Origin of the sequence: Nonomuraea sp. ZG12 (assembly GCF_052068115.1) — a bacterium.
In the GTDB taxonomy this organism is placed as follows: Bacteria; Actinomycetota; Actinomycetes; order Streptosporangiales; family Streptosporangiaceae; genus Nonomuraea.
The window spans coordinates 46,034-60,507 of the sequence record NZ_JBQHCW010000001.1 but is presented as its reverse complement, the minus strand read 5'-3'; the positions used below and the strand labels follow the sequence as shown (position 1 = coordinate 60,507).

The 14,474-nt window shown below is 67.5% G+C and carries 13 protein-coding genes; 2 read left to right on the top strand and 11 right to left on the bottom strand.

The annotated features are described in order from the left end of the window. Positions 1-406 precede the first annotated feature (406 nt). The 10 genes from ACTMTF_RS00175 to ACTMTF_RS00130 form a co-directional block, all read right to left on the bottom strand. Positions 407-874: an NUDIX hydrolase gene (locus ACTMTF_RS00175; RefSeq protein WP_441108650.1), complete on the bottom strand. Its 468-nt coding sequence runs from the start codon at positions 872-874 to the stop codon at positions 407-409. Between the two features lie 209 nt (positions 875-1,083). Then, positions 1,084-2,199, bottom strand: a complete 1,116-nt coding sequence (locus ACTMTF_RS00170; protein WP_441108649.1) for a hypothetical protein — start codon at positions 2,197-2,199, stop codon at positions 1,084-1,086. Between the two features lies 1 nt (position 2,200). Beyond that, positions 2,201-4,450 (bottom strand): methyltransferase, FxLD system, encoded by a 2,250-nt coding sequence (fxlM, locus tag ACTMTF_RS00165; RefSeq protein WP_441108648.1) that lies wholly within the window; start codon positions 4,448-4,450, stop codon positions 2,201-2,203. Positions 4,451-4,474: 24 nt separating this feature from the next. Next, entirely contained in the window at positions 4,475-5,731 is a 1,257-nt protein-coding gene (locus ACTMTF_RS00160) for a lanthionine synthetase C family protein (protein ID WP_441108647.1), read from the bottom strand. After that, the gene (locus ACTMTF_RS00155) at positions 5,728-8,826 is read right to left on the bottom strand and encodes a lantibiotic dehydratase (RefSeq protein ID WP_441108646.1); all 3,099 of its coding nucleotides are present in this window, start codon (positions 8,824-8,826) and stop codon (positions 5,728-5,730) included. Before ACTMTF_RS00155 ends, ACTMTF_RS00160 begins: the two co-directional genes overlap by 4 nt. A 67-nt stretch (positions 8,827-8,893) precedes the next feature. After that, positions 8,894-9,067, bottom strand: coding sequence for an FxLD family lanthipeptide (locus ACTMTF_RS00150; protein ID WP_441108645.1), 174 nt, complete (start codon positions 9,065-9,067; stop codon positions 8,894-8,896). Positions 9,068-9,171: 104 nt separating this feature from the next. After that, complete coding sequence (locus ACTMTF_RS00145) at positions 9,172-9,603, bottom strand: hypothetical protein (RefSeq protein ID WP_441108644.1); 432 nt, start codon at positions 9,601-9,603, stop codon at positions 9,172-9,174. 98 nt (positions 9,604-9,701) lie between these two features. After that, positions 9,702-10,547: a DUF5753 domain-containing protein gene (locus tag ACTMTF_RS00140; protein ID WP_441108643.1), complete on the bottom strand. Its 846-nt coding sequence runs from the start codon at positions 10,545-10,547 to the stop codon at positions 9,702-9,704. Between the two features lie 26 nt (positions 10,548-10,573). After that, positions 10,574-11,113 carry a DUF6879 family protein gene (locus ACTMTF_RS00135; RefSeq protein ID WP_441109807.1) on the bottom strand — a complete coding sequence of 180 codons (540 nt, stop codon included), beginning with the start codon at positions 11,111-11,113 and terminating at the stop codon, positions 10,574-10,576. Then, the gene (locus ACTMTF_RS00130) at positions 11,103-11,324 is read right to left on the bottom strand and encodes a hypothetical protein (RefSeq protein ID WP_441108642.1); all 222 of its coding nucleotides are present in this window, start codon (positions 11,322-11,324) and stop codon (positions 11,103-11,105) included. The genes ACTMTF_RS00135 and ACTMTF_RS00130 overlap by 11 nt, the downstream gene beginning before the upstream one ends. 350 nt (positions 11,325-11,674) lie before the next feature. Here ACTMTF_RS00130 and ACTMTF_RS00125 point away from each other — a divergent pair, with 350 nt between their 5' ends. Beyond that, on the top strand, positions 11,675-13,102 hold the full coding sequence (locus tag ACTMTF_RS00125) for a helix-turn-helix domain-containing protein (RefSeq protein ID WP_441108641.1): 1,428 nt from the start codon (positions 11,675-11,677) through the stop codon (positions 13,100-13,102). A 79-nt stretch (positions 13,103-13,181) separates the two neighbouring features. Here the strand turns inward: ACTMTF_RS00125 and ACTMTF_RS00120 are convergent, their stop codons facing one another. Then, positions 13,182-13,565: an SSI family serine proteinase inhibitor gene (locus ACTMTF_RS00120; protein ID WP_441108640.1), complete on the bottom strand. Its 384-nt coding sequence runs from the start codon at positions 13,563-13,565 to the stop codon at positions 13,182-13,184. A gap of 641 nt (positions 13,566-14,206) precedes the next feature. On the opposite strand from ACTMTF_RS00120, the gene ACTMTF_RS00115 reads away from it, so the two are divergent. Then, positions 14,207-14,446, top strand: coding sequence for a hypothetical protein (locus tag ACTMTF_RS00115; RefSeq protein WP_441108639.1), 240 nt, complete (start codon positions 14,207-14,209; stop codon positions 14,444-14,446). The last annotated feature ends 28 nt before the right edge of the window (positions 14,447-14,474 follow it).

Below are 14,474 nucleotides of genomic sequence, written 5' to 3'. Positions count from 1 at the left end.
ACCGGCGGACAATACGGCTCCGTATCAGCTATCGCCCCGAACTGGCCGCTCAGAAACGCGGAAACGGCGAAAGTCCCGATGCATGTGGATCGAACCAATAGCCCGAAATACCCACCTCTCCGTGCTGCTGGAAGCCCCTCCCGAACCATCAGGCACCTCCGGAGGCGTTGTACATGCCACTTCCGACCTACCACCCCAGTCTTGCGATCTTGACTATGTGAATCAAATACAAAACACTAAAAACTTGATTCTGGGAGAAAATGCGATACCCAAGCCAAACAAACGAACATCGCATATGCCTATAAGCAGGCAAGAAAACGGCACTCAACGTGCCCATTTGACGCATACACCCACGCCCTTCCAGCTCCTGATGCCGTCGAGGCATCCACCTCAGGAAGGCTGGGCCTCAATGCTGGATCAGGCCGCCGACCGGGACGGGAGTGACATGACCGGTCGCCGGAACGGTCTGCGCCAGGGCGAGGCCGACGTCGACGAGCGACGATCGGCGCAGGCGGGTAACGTCGGCGATCGGAGTCCATCTCGACTCGGCGATCTCGCCGTCCGGCTCGGGCCGAAGCCGGCCGCCGGTGATGCGGACCCGGTAGAAGATGCCGACGTTCTGGTGCTCGACACCGGCACGGGCGACGGCGGCGGGGATCAGCCTTGAGTCCACGCCCAGCAGGCGTTCGACCACCGCCTCACAGCCGGTCTCCTCGGCGACCTCCCGGATCACCGTGTCGAACGGATCCTCCCCATGTTCGACCTTGCCACCCGGAAGGGTCCAGCTGGATTCGCCTGTGGGTGGTACATGACGGGCCAGGAGCACCCGCCCGTCCTCGATGCACACGGCGTACGCCGCCAGCCGGAAACTCATCCGCACCTCCGGTGACGCACCGGCCCTTCGTGCCTCTGATGCTTCGCTGACACGACCCTACTGATCACCAACGTCAGAGGGAAACGATCAAAGTTCCCTGGCACAGGACACCTGACCAGCAAACGCTGCTGCTCTTCATCGGCCCGATCTAACGAGACCGGCTCGCCCTGGACGAGCGCTCTGGCTCGCTGATCGGCATCCAGCAGGCGTCAGCAAGGGCTGCCGTTGCATGCCTGCTGTAGCCGTCTCTCAGCCGCTGTGACCGAGGACATGAGATCCCCCAGGAGGTCGGGCGGCATCGAGCCGCATCTGAGGGCGGACTCCTGGACCAGCGCTTCCAGCCCTTGCCGCTGCTTAGCTGTCATCACCGAGCAAAGCTCTGCATGCGCGAGAACCTCTCGACCGGCGTAGGCGTCAAACGCCGACTCGCTTACGACCGCCTGCCGTAGGCGTGGCAAGAGCACGATGTCGTAGTCACCGGCGAGGTCGAGCGCCGTGATGCCGATGCGGGTGCGGAAGACTGTTGTCGAGGGGTCAGTCTGCTCGATGAGTTCGAGAGCGCGACCGATCATGGCCGTCAGGTCCTCCTTTGTGTCGGCGCCGGCCGCGCACCGGCAGTAGACGCGCAGAAGGCTAGCTACCATCTTCTCCCATGGTTCTGCGGTCACGCTGTCCTGGACCAGGTCAGTGGCTTGATCGAGCTCGCCTCGGTCCACGAGCGCCAGGATGGTGACCTGGCGACCATCGAGCAGGCGAGTGCCGACGCCGCGGTTCTTGGCCGCGTGCTCGGCTGCTTCCTGCCAGCGTCCGGCCAAGGCCAGCGCGCGGGCGCCATCGGCCAGCAGCGCCGCCCACAGCAGCTTGGTCACCGTTTCGTGATCGCCTGGATTTCCGGTCACCTCCCGTAGGCCGACTCGCCGACCGGCGATCTCAGCCTCCGTGCGGTTCAAAGCGGCGTGGAAGAGTTGGTGGAGGATCCGGTACGCGCCATCGCCGTCGCCTTCACGGATCAGCTGGCGGGCGATGTTCAACACCGGCTGCAGCGCCAACTTCGCCGCCCACACGGGGAGGGAACCGGCCCGGGTGAACGCGTCGTACTGCCGCCAGCACAGCTCGCGGGCGAGCTCAGGTAGTGCACAGTCCGAAGCGATCAGCGCCGCCTTGTTGCACACCTCGCTGGCCCTGGTCACGCGCTCGTGGTCGTCGAGCCCGGCCGATTCCTGAGCGATCTTCCGCAGTTCGGTGACCCGGGCCTGGAGGGTGAGGCCCGGAGGTCGCGAGCGAGAGACCAGCGGGAATCGACGGGCTATCGCCTGCAGATCCATTTCAAGCCCAGTCGATCGCCAGTCGGATATTGGACTTGTCGATGATGAACTGGCCGGTCAGAGAGGTTCGGTGCTCGGTTCGGGCCATGCGGATCGTCGGCTTGGCGTCGCGGTGGTCGCGGTCCCATACGCGTAGGTGCTCGGCGACCTGATCGGCCAGCTCGCCGCCTCGGGGGCCATGGCCGATGAGGCCCCCTTCCCAGTAGGGGCCCTCCTCGTCATGTCCGGCGCGCAGGGTGAAGTAGGCGAGTGAGTCACCGTCTACGGCCGCCATCGCACCCCACGGGAACTGGGGCCGCAACAGCTCCGTCTCCAGTGCCGGGCCTCCCATGGGCATGCGAACGATGCCGCCCGGCAGTACGCAGGCCAGGTAAAGGTAGGTGAACTCCCACGGGTCACCCTTGCGGAAGATCGCCCCTGAGTAGACCTCGGTGGGTGGCTGCTTCAGGACGGTGGCCAGTGCGTCCGGGTCGGCGTTCTGGTCGCGGTGGGTGTGAAGGCTGACCTGGCCGTCATCGGTGAGGGAGATGATGCGGCGGGTGTCGTCGGCGATGCCTCGTAGCGGCATGAAGGTGCACATCTCGTGGGAGACAGCGCGCCAGTGCTCGGGTCCCTCGCCATGCTCGCGGACGAAGGCGATCGAGCGGGAGACGCCGCCGCTGATGCGTAGCGGTACGAGCAGCAGGCCGTCCGGGGCGAGCTGGTCGAGCCAGGCGGGAGGGATGTCGCCGGCGCCCACGGTTGCGATGATCCGCTGGTAGGGGGCTGTTTCCGGGTGGCCGAGCGCGCCATCCTTCAGAAGGGCGGTGACGTTGTGGACACCAGCGGTTTGGAGGTTCGCCTGAGCGTCCTGGATGAGGTCGTCGTCCACATCCAGCGTGGTGACGTGCCCGTCCGGGTCGACCAGGTGGCCGATGAGGGCGGCGTTGTAGCCAGTACCGGCGCCTGCCTCCAGTACGTTGTCGCCGGGTTGGGCGTCGAGCTGCTCCAGCATCATGGCGACCACGGTGGGCTGGGAGGCTGCGGAGATCGCTTCGCCGGTTCCTGCATCGTGCTTGGTGTAGAGCGCTGTGTCGGCGTAGGCGTCCACGAGCGGCACGCCGGGGACGAACTTGTGCCGCAGGACGGTGATGACGGCGTCGGCGACGCGGGCCGAGCGGATCGTGCCGCGCTCGCGCAGACCCGTGACGAGCTGTGCGCGGAGGCGAGCGGCTTCTTCCTCGGAGATGGGGCTGCCCATCTGAGCGAGGCTAGGCTCGGCATCGCTGGCGGCAGGGGTGGACACGGTCGGTTCGTGCATGATCACTTCTTTCGCGAGGTGGGAAAGGGCGGACTGCTGCTCGGCGGACAGCCCGGCCCGGTTGAAGGCGAAGATCAGATGATGGGCGAGGACAGCGCGCAGTCCTCGCTGGAGCCGACCAGTGCGGACGAGGCGGGCGAGGTCGCGACCTGCGGTCTCGAAGGCGGCCAGCCGGGCAGGCCAACCTTCGCCGACTCGATGGGCGGCAGGCGTGGCGGTCATCAGGCGGCGCATCGCGGTCAGCGCCTCGGCCACCTGCGCAGTCGACGCCGATGGCGGTGGCGGACGGTGTTTTGCGATCAAGGCCCAGACCGCACCCTGTTCATACCAGTCCAGGCCCGCAGCACGCAGGAGAGCGCTGGCCAGCAGGATCGCGAGTTCGCGAGGACCGGGTCCGCGGTGGTCGGTGGTGTGTCCGGCAGCGGCCAAGGCGGCGCGGGAGTCGGCGCAGAACAGCGCATGGGCCACGTCCATGGCTGCCGGGCCACCGAAGGCGTACTCTTCCGGCTCGTAGATCCCGCGTACCCATCCGCTGATCTGGTCATCGGCGGCCAGGCCGTCCAAGACGGTGGCCAGGCTCTGTTCGGCTGTTTCGTCGTTGGGGGTGACGCGCAGTCGAAGACCGCCCTGTTTGTACAGGAAGTGGTAGCCCTCGATCATGCCGTCTCCCTCAGCTCTGGTCAGCTCGAGTGCGAGCCAGGCGAGCGTGACCGGCGAAAGCCCGTGGCGGGTGTGGCTCCGGTTCACGCCGGTGAGGGTGGCCTGCAGCCAGGCAGGCCGCTCGGCCATCCGTAGCAGGGCCGCCTCCCCAGCGGTTCTGTACGCCTCAACCGCGTGACTGAGGTCGGGTTCGGAGAGCTGGAAGCGACCGGCGACGGCATCGGAGGGCTCCCCGGCCAGGACAGCGAGCACGGCCGGTCCGACGGTGCGAAGGTCAAGCTGTGAAGGCATGGATAGTGCTCCCGACGTGTGGGGTTAGACGACCAGCAGGGCGCGATCCCAGCCCGTGCTCGGCCGTACGGACAGAGCGTGCAGAGCCAGGGCGGTGCCCGCCTTGCCCTCCATCCAGCCCGGATCGCGCTGGCCGGTGAGGCGATGCGTGAGTGCCTCGATCAAGGGAGCGATCGTGCTGGTGAGCGGGTTCGGGGTGGACGAATCAGCGGCCATGAGCCCAGCGATGTGGATCACACCGGCGTGCCCATGGCACAGGGAGGTGTCTTCGATCAGGCGCAGTTGCTCGGGATCGCTCAAGGCCGCGGCGCCGGCGAGCTCAGCTTCTGCTTGGCGTCGTGGGTCGCCGAGTGCGAGCGCGGCCAGTTGCTGGGCGCGGGCCACGCCCAGGGTTCCGTAGCACCAGGAGGGGCGCCGGGGTTGCTCCTCGATCGCCCCTTTGGCGTGCAGTTGCTGTCGGGTGATCCAGTACGGCCACCACGGGCCGACCCGCCTGTGGTGTTGCCACAGGTCCAGCCAGGCCAGGATCCGCGCGATGGCGCTGGCGTGCCCTGTGATCGTGAGTCCCCGACGGTGGGCGAGAGCGAGCACGGCCAGTACTCCGGCGATCCCGTGTGCCATGCCGGTGTTGGCGTGACCGCCCGGGTACTCGGGGGAAAGCGTGCCGTCGGGCCCCATATCGCTCCACCAGCCGGGCAGCAGTTCGTCGCCGTCGGCAACGGGTTCGGTCAAGGCCACCAGGTGGGCCAGCACCTTTTCGAGCGGGCTGGCGGTGGGATCGGCCCGGCAGAGCAGGAGGGCGCCGAGCCCGGCCAGGCCTCGGATGCTGTCGAACTCGGCCAGCGACGGCCGCTGCCGCCGGTTCAGGCGGTGCCGGGCTGCCTCCAGGCGGTGGTCGATGACGCGGTTGGTGGCCTTCTCCAGGGTGGGCAGGTTGTGCGTGGCCAGGCCAGGAAAGTGCGGGGCGGCGGCGTGCATGACGAACTCCACGGCGGGGGCTCCGTAGTAGAGCGCGGCGTTGGAGCCGATGCTGAGCTCGCCGGTGGTGACGAACCGCAGCCAGTGCTGCGCTTGGCTCTGAGGTCCGCGGCCTGTTGCCGCGCGCTCGATATGCAGCAGCGCGATGCCGGCGCCGCCGTGCGCGAGGGACTGTGGCCACCAGTTGGGCAGGTGGCCACCGAGGTGTGGCGGCACGGCGAGCTCATCGGCGAGGCGGTCCGCGATCTCTTCGGCGGTCGGGGAGAGCGCGGGCGGCGTGATGGCTGGGGCGGTGGGGGTCACGCTTCTCCTTCGGCGTGCAGGTAGGCGAGGGCGGCGGTGCGCGCCAAGCGCAAACTGGTGCGGTGATGGACGTCATCGACGCCCCTGGCGCGCACAGCGTGGGCGTGAAGGATCGCGGCGAGACTCGCGTCCAGGTCGCTGCCTGCGTCTTGGATTGCCGTTCGCCGGTAGGTGGCCAGTGCTTGGGCGCGTTCTCGCCACGCCTGCTGGGCGGCCGGCGTGGTGTCGAGCGCGGTGTGCAGGGCGGCGAAGTCGTCAGCCGGATCGGCCAAGCGGATCGATTCAGCGTGCACGGCGCGGGTCACTGGTGGCGGAGCGGGCTCCGGCCGGGCGTGCTCGGCGAGCCAGTGCATCGCGCGGCTGGGCGTACCGAAGAAGCCGGTGGCGAGCGCGGCGATGTTCGCCGCACCGAGCACCGCCGCGTTCACCGAGTGAGGTGTGGTGAGCTGCGCGAGGACCACGCGAGAGTCGGTGTGGAACACGCGCTCCGCCGTCGCCAGCGCCTCCCCGCTCCCCCACCGTCCGGTGTGTGGGGTGTAACCCGTCAGCTGGAGCTCGCGCAGCAGCCCTTGAGCGCGAAGCCCGTTCGCCCAGGCGCCGAGCGCCTCGGCGGCCGTCCCGAAGGCCGCTTCCTCGGGCAGCGTGATGTGCAGCCGCAGGCGCGGCTCCGGGGCGTTGATGCGGTCGAACCACCACAGCGCGCCGGGGACGAGGGATGCCATCAGTTCTGGTATGTGGAGGAGGACGTGGGTTTGTGCCTCTGGGTCGACCGACAGCTCGGTATCCAGGCGTGGACGGGTTGCGGGCATGGATCCGTGGCTTCGGGCGTGGATCATGGCGGAGGCGCGCACGTGCCGTGGCGGCGCGGGAGGTTGAGTGGAGATCAGCGGGACGACGAGGCTGTGGGCTCGCCCGTTGATCCACCCGAGGTCGCTGGGCTCGGGGGCTTCGATCAAGGTTGCTCGCCAGGTCCGGTCCAGGTGGTCACGTAGCAGTTCGGCCGGACCATCCTGATCGAGATTGAGGAGAAGGTGCTGGTCTCCCTCCGCGAGTAGGACGCGCGAGGGAACATACCGCCGCTCCCGCCACGCGTGCAGCGCCTGAATCCACTCGGGTAGGGGCGCTCGTGGGCCGGGCAGCTCCGTGCAGGCAAGCCTCCAACGAGCAGGAATCATGACGATGCGGCCGTAGCGCAGAGCGGGCAGGAACGGCAGCACGCTGGCCGCACCCCAGTCGAACCCGGTGACCTGGGCGACGCCGGCGCGGGCGATCTCGGCCAGGAACCGGCCCAGCGGCGGAGTGTGTACGGCGGTCCGGTAATTCAGGGAGGTGGGTGCCAGCGTTTCGACCGCGCAGCCGCGCGACAGCGAAGCGAGAAACAGCCGGTGATCCTCTCCGCAACCGACCGCCAGATCGTCTACCGGGATCGGGCGAGCGGCCTGGTCGGGGTATTCGCCCAGGCTGATGATCGATGGCAGCATGCGAGGGGACCGCACCACGTGATCGGCCCGCAGGCGTAGCGGAGCGAACGACAACTGTGCGGTGGTGGCCTCGGCGGTGACGGTGGACAGGTGCGTGAACGCGGCGACCATCCGCGCCTGATCGTCCGGCTCCAGAAGGGGGATGAAGCGGCCGGTCATGGTGGCGGCGGCGCGGGAGACACCGAGGACCCGCACGATGAACCTTCCCGTGGACAAGGCGTCGTGCGATTCGGCGAGCACCTGGACGTTGAGCTCCAGATGGGGCGGCCACCGTACCTGCTGCCCGTTTGAGGCGGCTTGCAGATCGGCGATCATCGTGTCGGTCAGAGGGACCTCGGTGACGCGGTCGAGCGCAGCGCGCTGGGCCAGGGCGAGGAGATTCTCATCGCGCGGCGTGTGGACCGGCGGAGGCTGGGGCGCGGAGGTGGAGTATCCGTTCGGGTAGCCCAATCCGGCGAGTGGATCCACGAGTTCGGCGACCGGGACCAGCGTTCCAGGACCGTACCGGCCCGCGAACCGTTCGGCGTACTCACGCCAGGCCGGGCTCCCCTGCGGATAGGCAGCCAGGCGCGCCAGCACCCCGGCCGCGATCTCCACTTCACGAGCGACCGCTTCCGGCAGCACGACTCGGCCATCCAGCCGTACGTCCACGGCCAGCGGTGCGCCGATCACTGGCGCAAGGCCGCGCATTCTCTCGGCCACGACCGCGCGCAACGTCCGACTCGGGCCGGAGAACACCGGCGCCTTTCCTGCGTCCTCCATACATGCGTGGATTTCGTCCAACGCCTGCAGTTGCGGCAGGGTGTCCACGCCGAGCGTGTTGAGCTGGTCGAGAAGATATCCGAGCGGGTCGGGCACCGTTGCGGGTGCGCGCAAGACGCTGATCAGCGCCCGCTGCTTGACCAGGTCGGCGAGCAGTGCGTGGGTCTTGTCCGGGGGCGCGCCCTGGAACTCCGCCGCCAGTTTCGCGGCAAGATCTGCGAACCTCACCGGTGACGCCGCGGTGGCCAAGGCGAAGGTCACTGCGCGGGTCAGCCGCAGGCAGACCTCGGCCGGGGCTGAGCCGTCGGCTGCCGAAGCAGGAATGCGCAGCCGGTCGCCGACGACTCGGCCCAGGATGTTGGTGACGACGGGAAGGCGGGGCAGCAGCACCGGGTCTTGCTCCAGGAGTGAGATCACCTCATCCAGCCAGCGGGCATCCGGCCGCAGCCGGCCGCGATGCTGCTGGCCGAACCGTACGTCGGGCATGGTCGCGAACCTGGCGGGGATAACGCCCGCGAACATGCCGTACGGGGTGGCGCGCGATCCGGCCCGTAGTACGTAGCGGGCGAGCGCGAGCGCCATCCGCCGCGCTCGGCGCTCGTCCACCACCGCGCCGCCGACCACAGCCTCGATCCGGGAGGCAAGAGCCGGGCTCGCGACCTCAACGGAATCAGCGACCCAAGAGTCGGCCCAGGCCAGACGCAGCCATGCAACCCACCGCTCAGCACCGGCTCTGGCCGAGTCCTGCGGCGTCGGCCAAAGCGGTAGCGCCGATTCAACCGGCTGCGTGGCGGCGCGCAGCTGCGCGGCCTCAACACGCCGGTACTCGTATCGGTTCTTGCCGGGTGGCATCACGGAGTCTTTCTGGTCATGGCGGCGGAGCGGATGTGATCGCAGACTCGGCCTGCGTCAGGGGCGGTTAGGCGCCGGAGGACGTGGTGCAGGCGCTCGGGCAGGTGGTGCCGCAGTTGTCGTCCGTCATGGCGATCACCATGTTCGCGTTCGGCCCGTGTTCGATGAAGGTGATGTCCAGCGTGAACAGGTCCTCGAGATCCGTGCTGGAGCTCGTCAGGACCGGCGTCTGAGCGGTCATGATCTTCCTTTCTCAATAGGGGTGGTTGATTCCCGTGGCCTGGACCGTCTCCAGGCCACGAGCTTGGGGAGTGCCGCGGGCCGGCAGAAGCCACGCAGCCGCGGTCATGGGCAGTCGCCGCCGGCCACGGTAAGCAGGACGAGCTCGGCGAGCGGTTCCGGCAAGGGCCGCTTCCGGCACTCGCGATAGTGGGCCAGCAGTCGCGGAGCTGCTGTGGCGGGAGTCCAGGCCATCGTCCACAGGGCGCTTCCGCGCGCGCTGGGGTGGGGAGCCTGCCACCAGATCCTCTGCCCGTCAGTCATGGCAACGAGGTAGGGCCACAGCGAGACGGCCGCCTTGTTCTTGCCGCCTAGGACGTGGGAGGGGACGTTCAAGTGCTCCAGCGTGGTCTGCAGTTCGCAGGCCATCGCCATGGCCGATCCCGCGCCGTCGCCTGGCAGACACGCGGTGCTCAGCGTCGCGGACGGCGGGTTGGCGGGGAGGGCCTGCGCTTGGGACATCTCAGCGATGTCCTGGAGGTGCTCGACTGAAACCATGGGGAGTCTTCCTGCCGATGGGGTGTTGGCCCGTCACCGGCACATTAGGCTCGCCCCTCTCGCCGTCCCCAGCGGTGTGACGGTATGTGACAAGGGACCTACGGGAGCGTCTCGGCAGCGGCCTCGATGAGCTGCCGCGCACGCGCCCCATAGACCGCTGTCTCGGCCATCGTCGCGAAGACCTGGGCATACATCGCGATCTCATGCGGCTGAGTGATCGTCAGATAGCCCGACACCAGCTCGACGCTGACCTGCTCGCTGTCGAAGATCCAGAAGTCCTCAACGGGACGCGAGCCATCACGATCGGGCCCGCTGGGGATCACGCCGAGCGAAACGGAGGGCAACGTGGAGATCTCACGCAAATGAGCGAGCTGAGCGGCGACGACCGCTGCCCCGCCCACGCCGGTTCTCAGCACGGATTCCTCGATCAAGAAGGCGAACGTCCGACCGCCACGGCGCAAGATGCGTTGGCGGTCCATCCGGACCGCGACGGCCGCGTCCACGTCGTCGATGATTCCGCGTCGCCGGGCGACTGCTTGGAGCAGGACGCGTGTCGTTGCCTCGGTCTGGATCAGGCCGGGGATCACCCAAGAGGAGTAGGCGCGGAACATTCTGGTGCGGTCGAAGAGGGGGCGTACCGCCTCTTGGGGTCGGCGGAGCCCGGCGCGTTCCATTCGGCGCCACTCGATCCACATGCCTTCGACGGCATGCAAGGCGGCGACGAGATCGGCCGCCTTCTGTTCCGCGTCGCAGATCTGACACCACGTGCGGATGTCTTGGACGGATGGGGATCTCCGCGCATGCTCGATCTGGGAGATCTTCGTCCTGTCCCACCCGGCGGCGGCCGCGAGCGCGACCGCCGTCAGGCCGGCCTCCTCACGGAGTTCGCGGAGTTCTCTGGCAAGGGCCTGCCTTGCCTGCTGAGCGCTGGATGAGGTGGACATATACGCAAGTTGCGGGCGACGTCGGATTACTTCAGCTCATAGTCTTCATGAGGGATCGCGCGTTCCCACACGGCCTTGAAGGCCGCGGCGCACAGCTTGATCACGCTGGGTTCGGCGCGGAGTTCCTTGTCCCCGGACGAGCCGTCTCCGGCGAAGTGGTTGAACAGCACCGCCCTGTCGTCGAACAGCCAGAAGTCGTTACCGGGCAGGCACAGGTCCGAGGCGTGCCTGCGAGGAAGCCACCGCACCGACTCGCCGGAGCCGATGTTGAGGCGTGCCGTCAGCGCGTGCTCGTACCTGATGTAGTCGGTCACGGGCTCGGAGACGATCCTCGCGCGCCGTACGACCACCCCACGAGCCGCCATTCCACCGACCAGCTCCCCCCATTCGGGCCACCGTTCGAGGGGGTCGAACATGTCGCCGCCCCGCCATCGCAGGTAGTCAGGGTCGGCAGGCGTGTACGCATCCCGCATCTCCAGATGCACTGCCGATGAGGTGCACCCTCGCATCAGGTCGATGAAGGACTGCGGTACCGGAGCCGGTGACGTGGCGTGGTTAGGCAGCACCGGCGACCCCGTGCCGGCCTGGTCCTTGGCGACCGCGTTCGTATCTGCCACTGACGGCCTCCAGAATGATCGACGCCATGATCGGCGGGAGCTTGACGACGGACTCGTGCGCGCCGATGGGGCTGTGGGCTGCCACCTCGGCGAGCGCGACGGGATCCGTCACCGTTTCACCCTGGAACCAGAACTCGCCGGTGTCCTCATCGACGTACACCGCCGGACACTCGTTCACCGGAGTGTTAGGAGTGATCCCAACGAAACTTAGCCGCATCGTGCCCTCCGCTGTCGGATGTGTGACCAAACGTGACCAGGGCAGCTCTCAGCTTCACCCGTCCCCATACCGAGGATCAAGGGAGCGTCCGAACCGCCGGGTTCTCCTCCGCCGTGAGCTGTCGTCTCCTGGCCCCACCCCGATGGTCCGTGCGTACGACGGCCACGTCATTGCGCTTGGCGGCGGGCGTCATTGCGGGCAGGGGTCAATGCTGGAGGTTGTGGCTGTCCATGCTCGTGTCTCTGAGTTACGGTGCAGTCCCAGACAGGTAGCGCACCTCGGAGGCACGGGAGATGCCAGCGGTCACTCGAGCGCGGCGTACCGAGATCCAGCGCGAAGCGGCGCGGATCCGCCAGCGGGGCCAGCTGGACCGCTTTCCGGTCGAGCGCATCGTCACCGCGATGTGTTCGGCCATCCCGGAGGTGTCCGCTCTGGAGGCGTGGCGGCTGGCATTGGGGTGGACGCGCACCGAGGCGGTTCAGCAGGTCGCCGAGCAGTACGTCTCCGATGGGCTGCTGCCGCCTGGCCTGTCCCAGCAGCAGCTCTGCCGATTCGAGCATGGACAGGACAGGCCGGGAAGCGAGTACTCGACCATGCTCGCCCGCGCGTACGGGGCTGACCCGGCGCAACTTGGGCTCACGATCTGCGGCTGCAACCTCGCCAACGGTCATGTTGATCTCGGGTACGGTCAGCCTCATAAGACTCCGACCGCTTGGGCGCACCCCCCATATGAGGTGGAAACGATGAGCACAGCCGCCGGGCTACCTGCCGTCCGCGAGTCCCTCCACCTTGCCGTCCTCGAATATCCCGAGGGCGGGGCCGTAGTGGTAGAGGTGGCCGAAGCCGCCGTCACCCACTACGCGCTGAACTACTCCAAGCACCCGCCGGCCATCCTGTTCAGCGAGGTACACGCCGCCCGTAGCCTGCTCATGAGTCCCATGGCGGCCGTCTCCGGGCAATCCGGTGGCGTCGAGCTGCGCCGCCTGCTGGGGTGGATGTCCGCCTTGCTCGGCAACCTGGCGTTCCACTTGGGAGATCATTCAGGCGCGCGAACGCATCTGCTGACGGCCACCCACCTAGGCAGCAGCACAGGTGATCAACGTCTGACCGCCTGGGCGTACGGGGCGCAGAGCATGACCACCCGCGAACACGGCAACCCCGAAGATGCCCTGCTCCTGGCCGAACAAGGGGTGACGCTCGCAGTGGACGATCTCCAGCGGGCGCAACTCCTCGCCTGGGCGAAGTTGCCGGCCTTGGCCGCCCAAGGCCGATCCGACGACGCGAACGCCGTCTTGACCGAGGCCTCTCGGGCGCTCGAAACCGCACCAGGCGAATCTCCCGGACGCTTCGGGTTCGACACCGCAGAATTCCGCCTTCACGCGGCCGAGTCCCACCTCAGGCTCGGGCACCTCGACGAAGCAGCTGCCCAGGCGAGCGCATCCATCGAAGCCTGCCAACCCGACACTCCAGGGTGGGCCGCAGCCACGCTGGTGCTGGCCCAGGCCGAGGCACCTCGCCACCCTTCCGACGCTGCCCAGCGAGCACTGGACGTCCTTCGCCGAGTCCCAGCGCACAGGCTCCGGGCCACCGCGCGCACGCGCCTGACCGCTCTGAGCCACTCGTTGGCGAACGTTGACGCGAGCGACGTGTCCGATCTCGCTGAGCGCGTACGGTCCTTGCCGGCGCACATCGACTCGCAAGGCGGAGCCGCAACAGCGTAGGTGTCTGGGCTGTGCGCTCCCGGGGGTCGGCGAGCTCCGGTCGTCACCGCGAACGGGGTCAGCGGCGTAGAGAGGAGCTTCAAAAGCGGAAGATGGGTCCTGTCCTGGCGTCGAGCATGCAGGCGTTGGAGTAGGTCTTTTGCCACCCGATAGGCCGGTTCCGCCACAAGCCGTTCATCGTCGCGGTGACAGGGTCATACTCCTTGGTGCACAGGCGCGGGTTACCGGGGAGACGATCGAAGTCTCCATCCACAGCATCGACGATGGCGCAGGTGATCTCGCCGTATGGGTGCTGGTCAGCACGATCCGGGCATTGAATCGCTATCGCGCTGAGCGAGGTGTTTCCGTGGGACGAAACAGCCAGGAAGAGAACGTTCGACTTCGAGGACGCATGGGCCGGCAGCACGGCGAAGACGAGACTAGCGCCAAAACCGACACAGGCGACAGAAAGGGACAGGCGCATGTAGGCTCCAAGCACCTCGGAAACTATTGGTAGCTGTAAAGTTACAGTCTGCTATACGCAGGTGTCTGGTACTCCTTCGGTAAGCCTTATGAGACTGATCGAGCAGCGCGCCAAAGAGCTGTGCGTAGTCGGTCCTCTCCACCCCTCGGAGGACCGCACCCGTCGCCCCTCCTTGACTGCAACGCCCGCGGTATCAACGCCTCCTTGCACACATAAGTCGGGGCGGCGGACCCTTGCCTGACCCGGAGCGGCAGTTGGCGGCAGTCGGAGGTGCAGCCTGGACGAGTTGTGGGCCAGTGGCAGGCGTTCGCCGAACATACGTTTGTGGTCATCGACTTCGAGGGGTTGACCCCGAAGGGGCGTCCGACCGTGCCGATCAAGGTAGCCGCGCTCGCCGTGGTCGCCTACGACGGCGACTTGATCGAACGGTGGCGCTTCGAATCACTGAGCCTTTTCCAACCTCCCACGTCACAAACAGCGCTCCCTGCCCCGCCGACTTGCGATCTTGCTCCGGATCGCCCACTCCCGCCATGATCGATACGCCGGGACGGCAAAATGGCCTCATGGCTGCCATCCCCGACTCGACCAAGACCTCCCTGTCCCAGCGGTTGCGCCAGCACGCCCGCGACCACTAACCCCAATTGACCGGCCTGCGCGTCCGCTACCACGGCCAGTTCGCCTACGTTGAGGAAGAACTGGCCGACGGAGATCGGCTGCCCCTCCTCCGGCACCGATACAACGGGCCAGCCTCCACCTGGGGCTTAGGCCTCTACCTCGCCAGCAGCGGCAAGTACGAGAACCAAATCCTGCCGACCGGGCTACCCATCGACACCGCCCAAGAAGCCCTCGACTGCGCCTGCGATCTCTACCTCAACTACTGACCCCCGGCGAGCTTCCGGGCGGGACCAT